13 protein-coding genes and 1 pseudogene are annotated in these 15,430 nt (G+C 71.8%); 4 read left to right on the top strand and 10 right to left on the bottom strand.

The genetic code is table 11. The features are described 5' to 3' along the window. A pseudogene (locus tag ACWD3D_RS21175) lies at positions 1–110 on the top strand (cell wall assembly protein Knr4); the annotation flags it as partial. Positions 111–158: 48 nt separating this feature from the next. Here the strand turns inward: ACWD3D_RS21175 and ACWD3D_RS21170 are convergent. From ACWD3D_RS21170 to ACWD3D_RS21155, 4 genes are all read right to left on the bottom strand, one after another. Further along, positions 159–842 (bottom strand): ABC transporter ATP-binding protein, encoded by a 684-nt coding sequence (locus ACWD3D_RS21170; protein ID WP_451462387.1) that lies wholly within the window; start codon positions 840–842, stop codon positions 159–161. 49 nt (positions 843–891) lie between these two features. After that, complete coding sequence (locus ACWD3D_RS21165; protein ID WP_451462386.1) at positions 892–2,379, bottom strand: ABC transporter permease; 1,488 nt, start codon at positions 2,377–2,379, stop codon at positions 892–894. Between the two features lie 206 nt (positions 2,380–2,585). Beyond that, the gene (locus tag ACWD3D_RS21160) at positions 2,586–3,851 is read right to left on the bottom strand and encodes a L,D-transpeptidase (protein WP_451462385.1); all 1,266 of its coding nucleotides are present in this window, start codon (positions 3,849–3,851) and stop codon (positions 2,586–2,588) included. A gap of 345 nt (positions 3,852–4,196) precedes the next feature. Then, positions 4,197–4,688, bottom strand: a complete 492-nt coding sequence (locus tag ACWD3D_RS21155; protein ID WP_451462384.1) for a hypothetical protein — start codon at positions 4,686–4,688, stop codon at positions 4,197–4,199. Positions 4,689–4,870: 182 nt separating this feature from the next. Between ACWD3D_RS21155 and ACWD3D_RS21150 the strand changes: the two genes are divergently transcribed. Next, entirely contained in the window at positions 4,871–5,179 is a 309-nt protein-coding gene (locus tag ACWD3D_RS21150; RefSeq protein WP_451462383.1) for a hypothetical protein, read from the top strand. Positions 5,180–5,237: 58 nt separating this feature from the next. On the opposite strand, the gene hutH is transcribed toward ACWD3D_RS21150, so the two are convergent. From hutH to ACWD3D_RS21125, 5 genes are all read right to left on the bottom strand, one after another. Further along, entirely contained in the window at positions 5,238–6,782 is a 1,545-nt protein-coding gene (hutH, locus tag ACWD3D_RS21145; RefSeq protein ID WP_451462388.1) for a histidine ammonia-lyase, read from the bottom strand. Positions 6,783–6,881: 99 nt separating this feature from the next. Next, positions 6,882–8,036 carry a diguanylate cyclase domain-containing protein gene (locus ACWD3D_RS21140; protein ID WP_451462382.1) on the bottom strand — a complete coding sequence of 385 codons (1,155 nt, stop codon included), beginning with the start codon at positions 8,034–8,036 and terminating at the stop codon, positions 6,882–6,884. A gap of 90 nt (positions 8,037–8,126) precedes the next feature. Next, positions 8,127–8,942, bottom strand: coding sequence for an enoyl-CoA hydratase/isomerase family protein (locus ACWD3D_RS21135; protein ID WP_451462381.1), 816 nt, complete (start codon positions 8,940–8,942; stop codon positions 8,127–8,129). 164 nt (positions 8,943–9,106) lie between these two features. Then, the gene (locus ACWD3D_RS21130; RefSeq protein ID WP_451462380.1) at positions 9,107–10,312 is read right to left on the bottom strand and encodes an adenylate/guanylate cyclase domain-containing protein; all 1,206 of its coding nucleotides are present in this window, start codon (positions 10,310–10,312) and stop codon (positions 9,107–9,109) included. 367 nt (positions 10,313–10,679) lie between these two features. Continuing rightward, entirely contained in the window at positions 10,680–11,561 is an 882-nt protein-coding gene (locus ACWD3D_RS21125) for a biotin--[acetyl-CoA-carboxylase] ligase (RefSeq protein WP_451462379.1), read from the bottom strand. Positions 11,562–11,742: 181 nt separating this feature from the next. Between ACWD3D_RS21125 and ACWD3D_RS21120 the strand changes: the two genes are divergently transcribed. Beyond that, positions 11,743–13,323 (top strand): acyl-CoA carboxylase subunit beta, encoded by a 1,581-nt coding sequence (locus ACWD3D_RS21120; protein ID WP_451462378.1) that lies wholly within the window; start codon positions 11,743–11,745, stop codon positions 13,321–13,323. 233 nt (positions 13,324–13,556) lie between these two features. Here ACWD3D_RS21120 and ACWD3D_RS21115 read toward each other — a convergent pair whose 3' ends face one another. Continuing rightward, positions 13,557–13,934, bottom strand: a complete 378-nt coding sequence (locus ACWD3D_RS21115) for an ArsR/SmtB family transcription factor (protein WP_451462377.1) — start codon at positions 13,932–13,934, stop codon at positions 13,557–13,559. Between the two features lie 95 nt (positions 13,935–14,029). Between ACWD3D_RS21115 and ACWD3D_RS21110 the strand changes: the two genes are divergently transcribed. Beyond that, on the top strand, positions 14,030–15,280 hold the full coding sequence (locus ACWD3D_RS21110; RefSeq protein WP_451462376.1) for an MFS transporter: 1,251 nt from the start codon (positions 14,030–14,032) through the stop codon (positions 15,278–15,280). The last annotated feature ends 150 nt before the right edge of the window (positions 15,281–15,430 follow it).

Below are 15,430 nucleotides of genomic sequence, written 5' to 3'. Positions count from 1 at the left end.
TGCCCAAGGGTGCCGTCGCGGTGTCCGAGACGCAGATCCTGGGCGCCGAGGAGGACTTGGGTTACCGGCTGCCGGGCGCGTACCGCTCGTTCCTACCCCGGCGGGGCGGTCGGCGCGTTCGGTCGGCGCGTTCGGTCGCGCGGGCGCGACGGACCGGGTCAGGCGGAGGCGTTCTCCGTGACGGTGACCTTGCCCTTGCGGATGGTGGCGAGGCGCGGGGCCTTGCGGGCGAGGGCGCTGTCGTGGGTGACCATGACGAAGGTCAGCCCCAGCTCCTTCCAGAGCCCTTCGAGCAGCGTCATGATCTCGTCGCGCATGGACTCGTCGAGGTTGCCTGTCGGCTCGTCGGCGAGGAGCACCTTGGGCTTCTTGACCAGCGCGCGGGCGATGGCGACGCGCTGCTGCTGCCCACCGGACATCTCGCTCGGCAGGTGGCTGGGGCGGTCGCCGAGGCCGACCGACTCCAGCGCCTCGATGGCCCGCTCGCGCCGGATCTTGGCACCGATGCCGAGCGGGACCAGGGCGGTCTCGACGTTCTCGGCGGCGGTGAGCGTCGGGATCAGGTTGAAGCTCTGGAACACGAAGCCGATGGACTCGGCCCGGACCTTGGTGAGCTTGGCCTCGGAGAGCTTGGCGAGGTCGACACCGTCGAGCTCGATGGTGCCCTCGGTCGGCCGGTCGAGACCGCCGAGCATCTGGAGGAGGGTGGACTTGCCGCCACCGGTGGGGCCCTGGATGACGAGCCGCCCACCGTCCTCGATGGTCAGGTCGACACCGGCGAGCGCGTCGACCTTGGTCTTACCGCGCATGTAGCGCTTGGTGACGCCTCTGAGCTGGTACATGTGTGGACTCCTGCTGTACGTACGGAAGATGAGGTCGTGGAGCCGGTGACTACTCGACGCGGCGCAGGGCGTCGGCCGGGCGCAGCCGGGAGGCGCGCCAGCCGCCGAACGCGCCGGCGATGAGCCCGCCCGCCACGGCCAGTACGACAGCGATCACGATGGTGGAGACGGAGACCGGCGCGGTCAGCGCGATGTCCAGGGTCTTCGCGGCGGACTGACGGCCGGGACCGCCCATCCCGCCGCCGAAGCCGCCACCGCCACCGCCGCCGCCACCGCCGCCGGAGCCGAGCTCCGCGGTGAGGGTGGGGCTGATCGCGGTGACGATGTACGCGCCGGCCAGGCCGACGGCGATACCGAGGACACCGCCCATGAGGCCGTTGACGAGCGCCTCGCCGACGACCTGCCGGGTGACCCGGCCGCTCTTCCAGCCCAGGGCCTTCAGGGTGCCGAACTCACGGACGCGGCGGCTGACCGCCGAGGAGGTGAGCAGGCCCGCCACCACGAAGGCGGCGATCAGGACCACGATGGAGAGCCACTTGCCGACGCTGGAGGCCAGGTCGGAGGCGGTGGAGAGGGAGCCGGAGACCGTGTCGGCCAGGTCGGCGGAGGTGGTGACGGTGGTACCCGAGATGTTCTTCTGGATGGTCGACTTGACGCTGTCGATGGCCGTCGAGTCCTTGGCCTTCACGTAGACCGTGGTGACCTTGGCCTTGGAGTCCGAGAGCGTCTGGGCCTGCTGGAGCGGGATGTAGACGTTCGCGGCGGCGTCGCCGCTGCTCGCGGTGGAGACACCGATGATCGTGAACTTGGTGCCGGAGATGGTGACGGTCTTGTCGACCGCGAGCGACTTCTCCTTGGCGTAGGAGGCGTCGACGATCGCGACCTTGCCGTTCGTCTCGGTGGACTTGAAGGTACGGCCCTTGGTGATCTCGGAGGAGGTCAGCGGACCGAGGTCCTGGTGCGTGACGTCGGTGCCGTACACGGTGAAGGAGTTGACGTCGAAGGAGGCCCCGCCGCCCTCGACGCGGCCCTGCGGGGCGCCGCCGCCCTGGCCGCCGCCGTAGCCGCCCTGACCGCCGGCGTTGCCGCTGCCGGACGACTGGTCCTGCTTGAACTCGCCGCGCTTGAACTGGCCGTCGACCTTGAGGACGTTCAGGCTCAGTCCGCCGACCGCGGTCGCCACGCCGGACTGCTGCCCGACCTTGGTGACGGTGGAGTCGGCCAGGGTCTGGAAGCCCTGGACCATGACGCGGTCGGTGGACTGCGTCGCGTCGTCGTCGCTGTCCTTGGCGTCGAAGTTGAACTTCGGGCGCTCCTGGGCGCCCGCGGTGCCCTGGGCGGCGGCGGCCTTGGTCACGGTCATGTCCGTGCCGAGGCCGTACAGCGATTCCAGGACCTTGTCCTGGGCCTTGCCCATCCCGGCGGTGACCGAGCTGACGACGATGACCAGCGCAATGCCGAGGGCGAGCCCCGAGGCGACGACCAGCGCCGCCTTTCTGCGACGGCGCAGCTCGCGCCGGAGGTAGGTGAAGAACATGCCGCGAACCTATGGACCGGGCGTGATGGTGAGTTAAGGCCATCATGAGAGGAGGATGAGAACCTGCAGGGCCGGGAACTCCTGGGCGCCGGGCGCAACCGCCCAGAACGCCCGTGGGTGCCGCAAACGCCCGAGGGCGGTGGCACCGGCGGTCCGTGCGGACCGGGGTGCCACCGCCCTCGTACGGGGGATGGGAAGCGCCGGGATCAGGCGGCCGAGCCGGCCGTCCACTCCGACCAGCTCATGTTCCAGCCGTTGAGGCCGTTGTCCGGGGAGATCGTCTTGTCCGGGGAGTTCTTGACGATGACGACGTCACCGATGAGCGAGTGGTTGTAGAACCAGGCGGCGGGCTGGTCGGCGTCGCCGGCGCCCTTGACGTCCTGAAGACCGACGCAGCCGTGGCTGGTGTTGGCCGAGCCGAAGATGCTGGGGTCGCCCCAGTAGTTGCCGTGCACGAAGGTGCCGGAGTTCGACAGGCGCATGGCGTGCGGGACGTCCTTGATGTCGTACTCGCCCTTGCCGTCGTCGTCGGTGAAGCCGACCGTGGCACCGTCCATGCGGGTCTCCTTGTACTTCTCGGAGATCACCATCTGGCCGTTGTACGTCGGGTTGTCGGGCGAACCGGAGGAGATCGGGATCGTCTTGATCGTCTTCCCGTCCTGGGTGACGGTCATGGTGTGCGCCTTGGCGTCGACGGTGGAGACCTGGTTGCGGCCCACCTTGAAGGTGACCGTCTTCTGCTGCACTCCGTAGACGCCGTCCGCGCCCTCGACGCCGTCCAGCGCGAGCTTCAGCGTGACGGTGGAGCCGCCCGTCCAGTAGTCCTCGGGGCGGAGGTCGAGCCGCTGCGAATTGAACCAGTGGCCGACGACTTCCTGGCCGCTGCTGGAGGTGACGGTGATACCGGCCTGGACGGCCGCCTTGTCGGTGATCGCCTTGTTGAAGTTGATCGAGACCGGCATGCCGACGCCGACGGTGGAACCGTCCTCGGGGGTGAAGTTCCCGATGAAGCTGTCGTCGGGCGAGACGGTCGTGAAGGAGCCGTTCTCGTGGGCCTCACGGCCCTTGGAGTCCTTGGCCGAGGCGCTGACCTTGTACGTGGTCGAGCGCTCCAGCTGCGCGGCGGGCTTCCAGCTCTTCCCGTCCGCGGCGAGCGTGCCCTCCACGTCGTCGCCCGCGGCGGTCGTCATGGTGACGGTGGTCAGCGTCCCCTTGGCGACGGTGACCTTGGCCGCGTTGTTGATGCTGGCGTTCGTCGAGCCGTTCTTGGGCTCGATCGATATCTGGGCCTCCGACACGTCCTGGGCCGCGGCCTCGTCGACCTGTGCCTGGGACTTCTGGGAGCTGCTCGCGGAGGGACTGGAATCGTCGCCGCCGCTGCACGCCGAGAGCACCAGCACGCCGCCGAGCAGGGCGGACGCGGCCATCAGGCCCTTGCGCCGCTTGCTGTCCGTGATCACACGCTTCTCCATCGTTGCCAATTCCCCAAAATCCCCGTAACGGCGCCGCCAGACGCGGATCCCCGTCAATGTTCCAGAACCCCGATCGGTAGCGATCCGTTCCACATCCGCACGGGATGTGGGGAACACCACTCATCGACGCGTCCCCGGCGGCCTTTGGTTCCCGCATCCGCGCGATCGGTCCGGCGCGGTTCCGGTCCGGGCCGTCGCGCGGCCCGGAAACGGTGTCCTCGCAGGTCGGACCGGTCGCCGCGCGCGGCTGTCCGCGCGGTCGCCCCTCCGTTCCCGTGCGCTCCCGGCCCCGGCCCCGGTGGTGTTACCGGCCGGCCGGGGCCGTCCTGCGGATCGGTCCTCGGGCTACTTCCGCCCGCCGGCCCCGCCGCCCTCGCTGTCCTCGCCTTCCTCGCCTTCCTCGCCTTCCTCGTCGTCCGCGTCGTAGTACTCGTACGCGTCCGCGTCGTACTCGTCGTCGTCCTCCGGATCGTGCTCGACGGCCTCGCTGCTCCACGAAGCCTGCGCGAGTTCGATCCCCGGCACGGCGCTGACCAGATCGAACGGGTCGATCAGCGAAGCCAGTGCCTCTGCGGCGTCTGCCCGGACCAGGGACTCGGCATGCCTGCGTTCGCCTTCCGTCCCGTGGTCGTCGGGGTCGGGGAGGGCGTCCTCGTACTCGGCGGCGACCGCTTCCAGGGCGGTGCCGGTCAGGGCTTCCAGATCGGTGATCTCGACCACCAGCTCCACCTGGAGCCGGATGAAAGCGGGTTCCGGAACGTCCTCCGCCGCCGCCTCCCGGGTGTCCCGCGCCAGGCCCCGTGCCGTGTTCTCGTGTGTGCTCTCCGAAGTGCTCATAGGCCGGAGCGTAGGGCTCCGGCTCCCGCGCGCTCCCGCGACCCGCTGCGGGGCGGCACGTCGGCGGGCCGGTGCGTGCACGCGGCGGCCGGACGCGCCGGGGCCGCGCGGTACTCCTGGATGAAGGTCGTACCATCGCCCCACGGGGGTCAACTCAAGGTCGTCGTCAGGGGATCGAATCTGTGACCATCACTCGCCGCACACTGCTGACCGTCTCCGCCGCGGGCATCGTGCTCGGCGCGCTCTGCTTCGTACCGTCGGCCAAGAACACGGACGACGCGTCCTCGCCCACCGGGGCGGCGAGAACCACCGCCACCACCCCGGTGCAGCGGGAGGACGAGTCGTACGGCTCGTCGAGCCGGTCGTTCGCCCAGGCGGGCGACGGTTCCGGCGTGGACACCACGCCCTACCTGATCGGCGGCACGGTCCTGCTCGGCCTGGGCGCGGGGTACGTCGCCCGCTCGGACCGCCGGTCCTCCTCGCCCGCCTGACGGCCGCCGTCCGGCGGGCCGCCCGCCCGCCGTGACGGAGGGCGGCGGCCCGGCCGTGTCAGCCCAGCGGCCCTGTGACGCGCTCCACGGCCCGGACCAGCCCGCCGTCACGGACGAACGCGTCCGCGGCGGCGAGGTCGGGGGCGAGGAAGCGGTCCGGACCCGGCCCCTCGGCGCCCGCCGCGCGCAGTGCCTCGACGGCGGCGCGGGAGGCGGGGGCCGGAAACAGCCCTCCGGCGGCGCGCAGTTCGACACCGCGCGCCGCCGCGTACAGCTCGACCGCGACGATCCGGGTGAGGTTGTCCACGGCAGTACGGAGCTTCCGCGCCGCCGACCAGCCCATCGAGACGTGGTCCTCCTGCATCGCGGAGGACGGGATCGAGTCGGCGGAGGCGGGCACGGCCAGCCGCTTCATCTCGCTGACCAGGGCCGCCTGGGTGTACTGCGCGATCATCAGACCGGAGTCGACCCCGGCGTCGTCGGCGAGGAACGGCGGCAGTCCGTGCGACCGGTTCTTGTCCAGCAGGCGGTCGGTGCGGCGTTCGCAGATGGAGCCGAGGTCCGCGGCGACGATCGCCAGGAAGTCCAGGACGTACGCCACCGGGGCGCCGTGGAAGTTGCCGTTGGACTCCACCCGGCCGTCCGGCAGCACCACCGGGTTGTCGACGGCGGAGGCGAGCTCCCGGTCCGCGACCGTGGCGGCGTACGCCAGGGTGTCCCGGCCCGCGCCGTTGACCTGGGGCGCGCAGCGTACGGAGTAGGCGTCCTGGACCCGGGGTGCGTCGTCCTGGTGGTGGCCGGTGAGGCCGGAACCCTCCAGCACCCGCAGCATGTTGGCGGCGCTGACGCCCTGCCCGGGGTGCGGGCGGACGGCGTGCAGTTCGGGCGCGAGGACCTTCTCGGTGCCCAGCAGCGCCTCCAGCGAGAGCGCGGCGGTGATGTCGGCGCCGGTGTAGAGGGCGCGCAGGTCGGCGAGGGCCATCACCAGCATGCCGAGCATGCCGTCGGTGCCGTTGAGGAGGGCGAGGCCCTCCTTCTCGCGCAACTCGACCGGGGTGATGCCGTGCTCGGCAAGGAGTTCGGCGGCGGGGCGCACGGTGCCGTCCGGCCCTTCGGCCTCCCCCTCGCCCATCAGTGCGAGGGCGCAGTGCGAGAGCGGGGCGAGGTCGCCGGAGCAGCCGAGCGAGCCGAACTCGTGGACGACCGGGGTGATCCCGGCGTTGAGGAGGTCGGCCATGGTCTGCGCGATCTCGGGGCGTACGCCGGTGTGGCCGGAGGCGACCGTCTTGAGCCGGAGGAACATCAGCGCGCGCACCACCTCGCGCTCCACGTGCGGGCCCATGCCGGCCGCGTGCGAGCGGACGATGTTGCGCTGGAGGCGGCCACGCAGCTCAGGGCCGATGTGGCGGGTGGCGAGGGCGCCGAATCCGGTGGAGACACCGTAGACGGGTTCGGGCCGTGCGGCGAGCGCGTCGACGGTCCTGCGGGCGGCGGCGAGGGCGTCCAACGCCTCGGGGGACAGGACCACGCGCGCGCCCTCGCGGGCGACGGCCAGGACGTCCTCGGCGGTGGTGCCGGAGGTCCCCACCACGACAGTGTGCATATCCATATTCAGAACCCTACGTACTGAAACTGGCCATGTCACCAGTGGTAGCCGGGTTGACCCCTTACCGATGGCTGCCGGCCCCCCGCCCCGCCGCCCTCACGGCCGGTTGCCCCGGAGCCTGCGGCGGTCGTGGGCCGGGGTCGGCGGCGAGTCGGCCAGCCGCATGACCTCACCGTCCCGCCCGGCCACCACCGGGCCCACCGCGCGGTCCGCCTTCGCGCGGTACTGCGCGGCGTCCGCGAGCCGGAAGAGCCGCCGGGCCGAGCGGACCGGCCCGATCGGGTCGCCGGTGGAGGCAACCCCGCAGGCCACCCCTTCGCCCAGCTCCAGCGCCGTGGCGCGCTCGCACAGTTCGGTGGCGACCCGGACCACCTCGTCCGCCCCGGGCCCCACCGAGATCAGGCAGAACTCGTCCCCTCCCAGCCGTGCGGCGAGGGCGCCCGGGAGTATGGCCCCGCACCGCGAGAGCACCGAGCCGAAACGTTCCAGCAGGCGATCGCCGACGGCGTGGCCGTGGGTGTCGTTGACCGCCTTGAGCCCGTTCAGGTCGCAGACCACCAGGCTGACCACGACGTCCTCGACCCGGTGCAGCTCCACCGCTTCGTCCAGCCGGATGTCCACGGCCCTGCGGTTGGCGAGGCCGGTCAGCGGGTCGGTGAAGGCGAGCTTGCGCACCTCCTCCAGCCGCTCGGTCTGCGCGATGCCCGCCGCGACCACCGCGGCGAGCACCGTCGCGAAGTCGGCGTCGTCCCGGTCGAAGACGGGCACCCCGGCCGGACGGGCCACGTACAGCTCGCCCCAGGCCCGGCCGTGCAGCACGATCGGCGCGACCACGCAGCAGCCCCGGCCGCGCCGCTGGAGCGCGGCGACCCGCTGATGGCAGAACGGGCGGGCGCCCCGGGCGGGCGCGTCGCTGCCGGGCCGCCCCTCGGCGGTCTCCACCCAGGCGTCGGGTTCGCCGCCGCCCGCCCAGCGCTCGTGCAGGAACTCCGTGATCTCCGGGAACCGGTGGACGGGGTAGGTCTCCTCCTCCGGGAACTCCTCCTCCCCCTCGGCCCGCTCCCCGGCGTTCACCAGGACCCTGAGCCTGCCCCGGTCGCGTTCCCACACGGACAGCGCGGCGAACGAGCCGCCCAGCGCGTCGCGGGCGCCCACCGCCGCGGCCCGCCACGACTCCTTCGCGGTGTAGGCCGCCGCCATCGTCTGCGCCAGCGAGACCACCGCCCGCAGTCGCACATCGTCACCACCCATCTCACCAGCTTATGTACGTATGGGCTGGTGTGATCGCGCGACGAGCCAGGGCGGGGCCGACGGCACACCCGGCTCCACCGTCACTCGGCGTCACCCCAGGCCGGGCCACCGCGGCTTCCGCTTCTCGTTGAACGCGGCCACGCCCTCCGCCCGGTCGCCGGAGAAGGCCACCGACCGCCAGGCCGCGTCCTCCACCTCAAGACCCGTCCGCAGGTCCAGCCCGTGGCCGAGTCGCAGCGCGCGCTTCGCGGCCCGCAGGCCGACCGGGGAGTTCGCCGCCATCCGGCCGGCCAGCTCCAGCGCGGCGTCCCGGTCCGCGCCCTCCGCCACCAGCTCGTCCACCAGCCCCAGCGCGTGGGCCTCGGCCGCCTCCACCCGGCGCGCGGTGAAGATCAGCTCGGCCGCCCGAGCGGCGCCGACCCTGCGGGGCAGCAGCTGGGTGCCGCCGCCGCCCGGGATCACGCCGACCGACACCTCGGGCAGCCCCACCACGGCGGTGCGGTCGGCCACGATCACGTCGCAGGAGAGCGCCAGCTCGAAGCCGCCGCCCAGCGCGTAACCGTGCACGGCGGCCACGGTCGGCATCGGCAGTTCCAGCACCCCGGTGTACGCGGCGCGCGAGACGGGCCGCTGCCCGCCCAGCTCGGCGTCGCTGAGGGAGTTCCGCTCCTTGAGGTCGGCGCCCACGCAGAAGGCGCGGGCGTTGCTGGAGGTGACGACGGTGACGCGTACGTCCGGGTCCGCGCCGAGCGCCCCGCAGGCGGCGGCGACGGACCGGGCCATCTCGGAGGAGACCGCGTTCATGGCCTTCGGACGGTCGAGCACCAGCTCCGCGACGTGCGCGGGCTCCGTGTGGCGCCGTACGACGACGAACTCCCCGAACCGCTGCTCGGACGTGACACTCATGGTTCCATCCCTCCGGTGGTGGCGTTCCGGGGGAGCTTAAAGCGTGTTACGGAACCAGACGCCGCCGCTCGCCCTCCGGGCGGACGGCGCCACTTCCGCAACACGCTCTGGGGACTGTCCGCGATTCCGGGCGGGAGAGCGGCGCGGGGTGAGCCGGACCGGATTCAGCGACCGCCGTCGCGGCGGGCGCGCCGGGTCAGCATCCACGGTTCGACCACGCCGAGTCCGCGTACCGGCCGCTGCCACATGGGCTGGAGCTGGAAGCGGTACGCGGGCAGCGGCGGCTCGTCGGCGGGTTCGCGCCCCTCCTTCTCGGCGATCCGCGCCCGCTCGGCGGCGGCGGCGACCTCCTCCGCGGCCCGGGCCTCGGACTCGGGTGAGTCGCCCGTACGGATCAGCTCCTCGGCGAACGCCCCGTCCACCAGGACGGCGTCCTTCGAAGCTATCGAGGTGAGCCGGCTGGCCAGGTTGACCGTGGTGCCGAAGACATCGCCCATCCGGGTGGTGACGGTGCCGAAGGCGATGCCCACGCGCAGGGCGGGCATGGTCGCGTCGGCGGACATCGCCTCGATGAGCCGGAGCGCGATCTCGGCGGCCGTACCGGCGTCGTCGGCGGCGAACAGCACCTCGTCCCCGAGGGTCTTCACCAGCCGGCCTCCGTGCGCGGCCACCAGGTCGGCGGCGGTCGTCTCGAAGGCCTCGACCAGCTCGCCGAGTTCCTCCTCCTCCAGCCGCCGGGTGAGCCGGGTGAAGCCGACCAGGTCGGCGAAGCCCACCGCGAGCCGCCGGTCGACCATCTCCTCGTCGTCCTGCGCCTGCACGACCCGCCCGGTGGAGGCCGCCAGCTGGCGGCGCCACACGTAGACCAGGAACTCCTGGAGCTCCGGCAGCAGCAGTTCGACCAGGGGGTAGGTGACCTCGGTCCGCGTCATCCCGGGCTCGGGGGGCTCGGTGAGGCCCTCCAGGAAGGAGTCGATCTGCCATTCTGCGAGGCGGGCGGTGGTCTGGCCGGTGGAGCGGGCCACCTGGATGGCCATCGGCTCGCTGAGCAGTCCGGCCTCGACCAGACCGGCGAGGCGGCGCAGCGCCAGCACGTCGGCCTCGGTGAGCGCCTTGGCCTGGCCGATGTCGGCGAAGCCCATGGCCCGCCAGAACCGCGAGGCCAGGTCCATGGAGACGCCTGCGGTACGGGCGGCCTGGAAGGGGGTGTACTGGCGGTCGGCGCCGAGGATCAGCTGTTCCAGCCGGATCGCCAGCGGATCGTCGGTCGGTTCGGCCGTGTGATCGACCTCGTGATGGGGCGTGGCATGGACCGAAGGGTCCGACGGAGGCCTCGCGCCCGCGTCCGAACCCGTGTCGCCGACGGTCACCAGCCGCCTCCTGCCCGTTCCCTGCGCACTGCCCTGCCGATCTGTGATCTGTCGCTGGATCGCCTCAACGATACGGCAGGTGTGCCCTGGCTCACGTCCTCGATGGCCCGGTACGGGTGCGTCGGACGTGACAACTCACGCTTTCGCACTCCGGCGCGCGCCGCGTTCACCCGTCGGAGCGGCGCGCGTTCACTCTCCGTACGCAGTCGGCCGCACCTTCGGTCGCCGCCGGAACATTCACACGAATCGGCCCTCGAACCGGCCCCGGGCACCCGCGAGCCGGGCCGCAGCCCCGGGCCCGTCCCTGTCCTCGTCCCTGTCCCCGTCCCTGTCCCTGCCCCTGCCCCCGTCCGCGTCCCTGTCCCCGTCAGACGAGCCCGCCCGCCTCTCCGCGCAGATGCACGATGTCGCCCGCCGAGACCGGCTGCTGGAGCCCGTCGCCGGTGGAGAGGATCAGGCGGCCGTCGCCGTCGACCGCGACGGCCCGCCCGACCACCGAGCGGTCGCCGGGCAGCTCGGCCCGTACGGTCCGGTCGAGGGTCGCGCAGCCGGCCGCGTACGCCGCCTGGAGGCCGCCGGCCGCCGCGTCGCCGCCCGCCGCCCGCCACTCGCCGTACCACCGCTCCAGCGAGCGCAGGACGCCCCGCAGCAGGGTCTCGCGGTCGAGGGATACGGCTCCGGCGAGGGCGAGGGAGCCGGCGGTGGGGGCGGGGAGTTCGTCCGCGCGGAGCGAGACGTTGATGCCGAGGCCGACGACGACGCCGTCCCCCGCGCGTTCGGCGAGGATGCCGCCGGCCTTGCGTTCGACGCCGTCCACGGTCACCAGCAGGTCGTTGGGCCACTTCAGCGCCATGTCCACCCCGGCGGCCCGGGCCAGGCCCGTCGCGGCGGCCACCCCGGTGAGCAGCGGCAGCCAGCCCCAGCGCTCCACGGGTACGTCGGTCGGCGCGAGGTAGACGGAGAGGAAGAGCCCGGAGCGCGGCGGCGCGGTCCAGACCCGGTCGAGCCGGCCCCGTCCGGCGTTCTGCACCTCGGCGACGAGCACCGCCCCCTCGGCGAGCGGACTCCCCAAAACGGGGGCGGCGGCCCGGGCGGCGAGGTCGGTGTTGGTGGAGCCGGTCTCCTCCACCACGTCGAGCGAGGTCCACAGCGCGCCCGGCCGCAGCAGTCCGCGGCGGAGCGCGGACGTGTTCAGGGGCGGCCGGTCCAGGTCCGACCAGCGGTTCGATGGCGCATCCGGGGGTGTCATGCAAGCCACCCTAGGTGTGGCAAAGGACGCACGCGGACGCACTGCCGATCCGTGGGGCCGCCGATACGCTACGGATCAGTAGCTGTACAGGAACGAGGGCTTCCCGTGGACGCGTGCCGGGCCCGTCTCCGCGGACCGAGCCCCCGTCATGTCCCGTGACCAGGCAGGGAGCCGCCACCCGATGTCCGAGCCGCAGAGCGACATCCACACCACCGCGGGCAAGATCGCGGACCTGCAGCGCCGTATCGGCGAAGCCACGCACGCGGGTTCCGAGCGCGCGGTCGAGAAGCAGCACGCGAAGGGCAAACTCACCGCGCGGGAGCGGGTGGACCTGCTCCTGGACGAGGGTTCCTTCACGGAGCTGGACGAGTTCGCCCGTCACCGCTCCACCAACTTCGGCATCGAGAAGAACCGTCCCTACGGCGACGGGGTGGTGACCGGGTACGGCACGGTCGACGGCCGTCCGGTGTGCGTGTACTCGCAGGACTTCACGATCTTCGGCGGCTCGTTGGGCGAGGTCTACGGCGAGAAGATCGTCAAGGTCATGGACTTCGCGCTGAAGACCGGCTGCCCGGTCATCGGCATCAACGACGGCGGTGGCGCCCGCATCCAGGAAGGGGTGGCGGCGCTCGGGCTGTTCGCCGAGATCTTCCGGCGCAACGTGCACGCCTCGGGCGTGGTGCCGCAGATCTCGCTGATCGTCGGCCCCTGCGCGGGCGGCGCGGTCTACTCCCCCGCGATCACCGACTTCACGGTCATGGTCGACCAGACCTCGCACATGTTCATCACCGGACCCGACGTCATCAAGACCGTCACCGGCGAGGACGTGGGCTTCGAGGAGCTGGGCGGGGCCCGTACCCACAACACCACCTCCGGTGTGGCGCACCACCTCTCGGGCGACGAGAAGGACGCGATCGAGTACGTCAAGTCCCTGCTGTCGTACCTCCCGTCGAACAACCTCTCCGAGCCGCCGGCCTTCCCGGAGGAGGCGGACCTGGAGACCACCGACGAGGACCGCGAGCTGGACACGCTGATCCCCGACTCGGCGAACCAGCCGTACGACATGCACACCGCCATCGAGCACGTGCTGGACGACGCCGAGTTCCTGGAGACCCAGGCCCTGTTCGCGCCGAACATCATCACCGGTTTCGGCCGCGTGGAGGGCCGGCCGGTCGGGGTCGTCGCCAACCAGCCGATGCAGTTCGCCGGTTGCCTGGACATCAACGCCAGCGAGAAGGCCGCGCGCTTCGTCCGCACATGCGACGCGTTCAACGTGCCGGTGCTCACCTTCGTGGACGTGCCGGGCTTCCTGCCGGGCGTGGACCAGGAGTACGGCGGCATCATCCGCCGGGGCGCCAAGCTGATCTACGCCTACGCGGAGGCGACCATCCCGCTGATCACGGTCATCACCCGCAAGGCGTTCGGCGGGGCGTACGACGTCATGGGCTCCAAGCACCTGGGCGCCGACGTCAACCTCGCCTGGCCGACCGCCCAGATCGCCGTCATGGGCGCACAGGGCGCGGTCAACATCCTGCACCGCCGCACGATCGCCGCCGCCGAGGACCCGGAGGCGACACGCGCGCAGTTGATGGCGGAGTACGAGGACGCGCTGCTCAACCCGTACGTCGCGGCCGAACGCGGTTACGTGGACGCGGTGATCATGCCCTCGGACACCCGCAAGCACGTCGTGAAGGCGCTCCGGCAGCTGCGCACCAAGCGCGAGTCCCTGCCGCCGAAGAAGCACGGCAACATCCCGCTGTAGGCCGTGCGCAGTCTTGACCGAGGACGGATTGGAGCCCGCCATGATCAGGGTCGTCCGGGGCAACCCGACCCCCGAGACCGGCTACCCGTGTGTGCCCCTCCCGCGCCGTGCGGTCTCCTGTGAGGACCCCGGGCGCGCCGGCGCCCCCTTCGGGGCGGACCCGCGCGGCCCCGGGCTGTGCGCCCCGGCGTCCTGCGTCCGCCGGGGCGCCCCGATGCCCCGGGCAGGTCCGTTCAGGCCTCGGGTGTCCAGGCCGCGACCAGCTCCAGCAGCCCGGGAAAACGGGAGTCGAGGTCGTCGACACGTACCTGGCTGCGGCGTTCGAGCCCGTACTGGCGCTGGCGCGTGATCCCCGCCTCCCGCAGCGCCTTGAAGTGGTGCGTGAGCGACGACTTGGGCCGGTCGAGGCCGAACCAGCCGCAGGTGTGGTCGAACCGCTCCGACTCCAGCAGGAGCTTCCTGATGATCGTCAACCGCAGAGGATCGCTGAGCGCGCCGAGCACGGTTTCCAGGCGCAGCTCGTCGACCGCCGGTTCCGGAAGGGGTTCGGGCAGGTCGGAGGGTTCGGGGAGCACCCTGATGACGGGGTTGGCACCCGTGGCCGGAGGCATAGGCAACTCCTTATGACGCGATTCCTATGTACGAGTTCGATCGTACTGCATGCTAAGTTCGACTCAACTCGTACTTGAGAGTCGGGAGGAACGTCATGTCCGAGACTCGGACTTCACCTGTTCAGGCGGTCGCCGGGAGAGCGCAGCAGCCCGCCGCCGGGACCGGTGCCCCGCTGTGGTGGGTGTGGCTGGCCGCGTGGCCGGTCACCGCGGTGTTCGTGCTGTCGAACGCGGCCACGCCGCTGTACGTGCTGTGGCAGCGCGACATCGGATTCTCCAAAGGCACCCTGACCGTGGTGTTCGCCTTCTACATCGTCGGTCTGCTCGGATCGCTCCTGGTCTGTGGAGTCGTCTCGGACCGGCTGGGGCGCAAGCCCGTACTGCTCCCGGCGCTGGCGCTCGGCCTCGCGGCCTGCCTGATCTTCGCCACCGCCTCCTCCGTGGCGGCGCTGATCGTGGCGAGGCTGTTCACCGGGATCGCCGTGGGTGCGGTCGTCTCGGCCGGCATGGCCGCGGTGACCGACGTGGCGGGGCCCGAGCGCAAGCGGATCGCCGCTCTGCTCGCCTCCTGCGCGATGGTCTTCGGAGCCGGACTCGGCCCGCTGCTGGCCGGTGTGCTGTCCGAGACGCTGCCCGGCCCGACCGTTACCGTGTTCGTGGTCGAGGCCGTGGTGCTGGCCTCCGCCGTGCTCGTCGTGACGCGCATGCCGGTCCGCCGTCCCGTGGCGCCGGTCAAGGGTGCCTGGGTGCGGGTGCCCGGGGTGCCGCGTGGCAACGGGCGTGAACTCGTGCTGGGGATCGCCGTGTTCGCGCCCGGTATCACCGCCACGTCGTTCGTGCTGTCGCTCGGCCCGTCGCTGCTGTCCGGCCTGCTCGGTACGACCAGCAGGATCGTCGCGGGTGCCATGGCGTTCGCGATGTTCCTCACGGCCACCGGTGTGCAGTTCGCCGTGCAGCGGCTGAGCAGGCCGGTCATCCTCATGGCGGGCGCGGCGAGTACCGCGGTGAGCATGATCACGCTGATCGTCGCGGTGCACACCTCTTCGGTGCCGGTCCTCATCGCCTCCGCGCTGCTCGCCGGTGCGGGGCAGGGGATGGGTCAGCTCGGTGGGCTGTCGCTGCTCAACTCCAGCGTCCCGCCGAGGCATCTGGCGGAGGCCAACGCGGCACTCAACGTGGGAGGTTACATCCCGGCCGGCATCCTTCCGGTCTCCGCGGGATACCTCAGCGACGCGGTGGGGCTGACCAACGGGGCGACGACCTTCGGTGTCGCCCTGCTCGGTCTCGCGGTGGCCGGCGGTCTGGTGGTCGTCGCCAGCCGGAACCGTGTGACGGAGCCCGCCTGACGAAGGGCCCTGGACGAACGTGCTCCCGGTCAGTGGTGCACCACCGACGGCGGTGCGCCGGGCCGCCTGGATCGCCTGGGACCACCCGGACATGCCGTGGGACGGCACGGTCGTGATGCTCGCCGAGGTCACCACCGAGGGCACCTTCAC

This window comes from Streptomyces sp. NPDC002690 (genome assembly GCF_053592415.1).
Note: the sequence above shows the minus strand (reverse complement) of the source record. Positions and strands in the feature narration are given on the sequence as shown.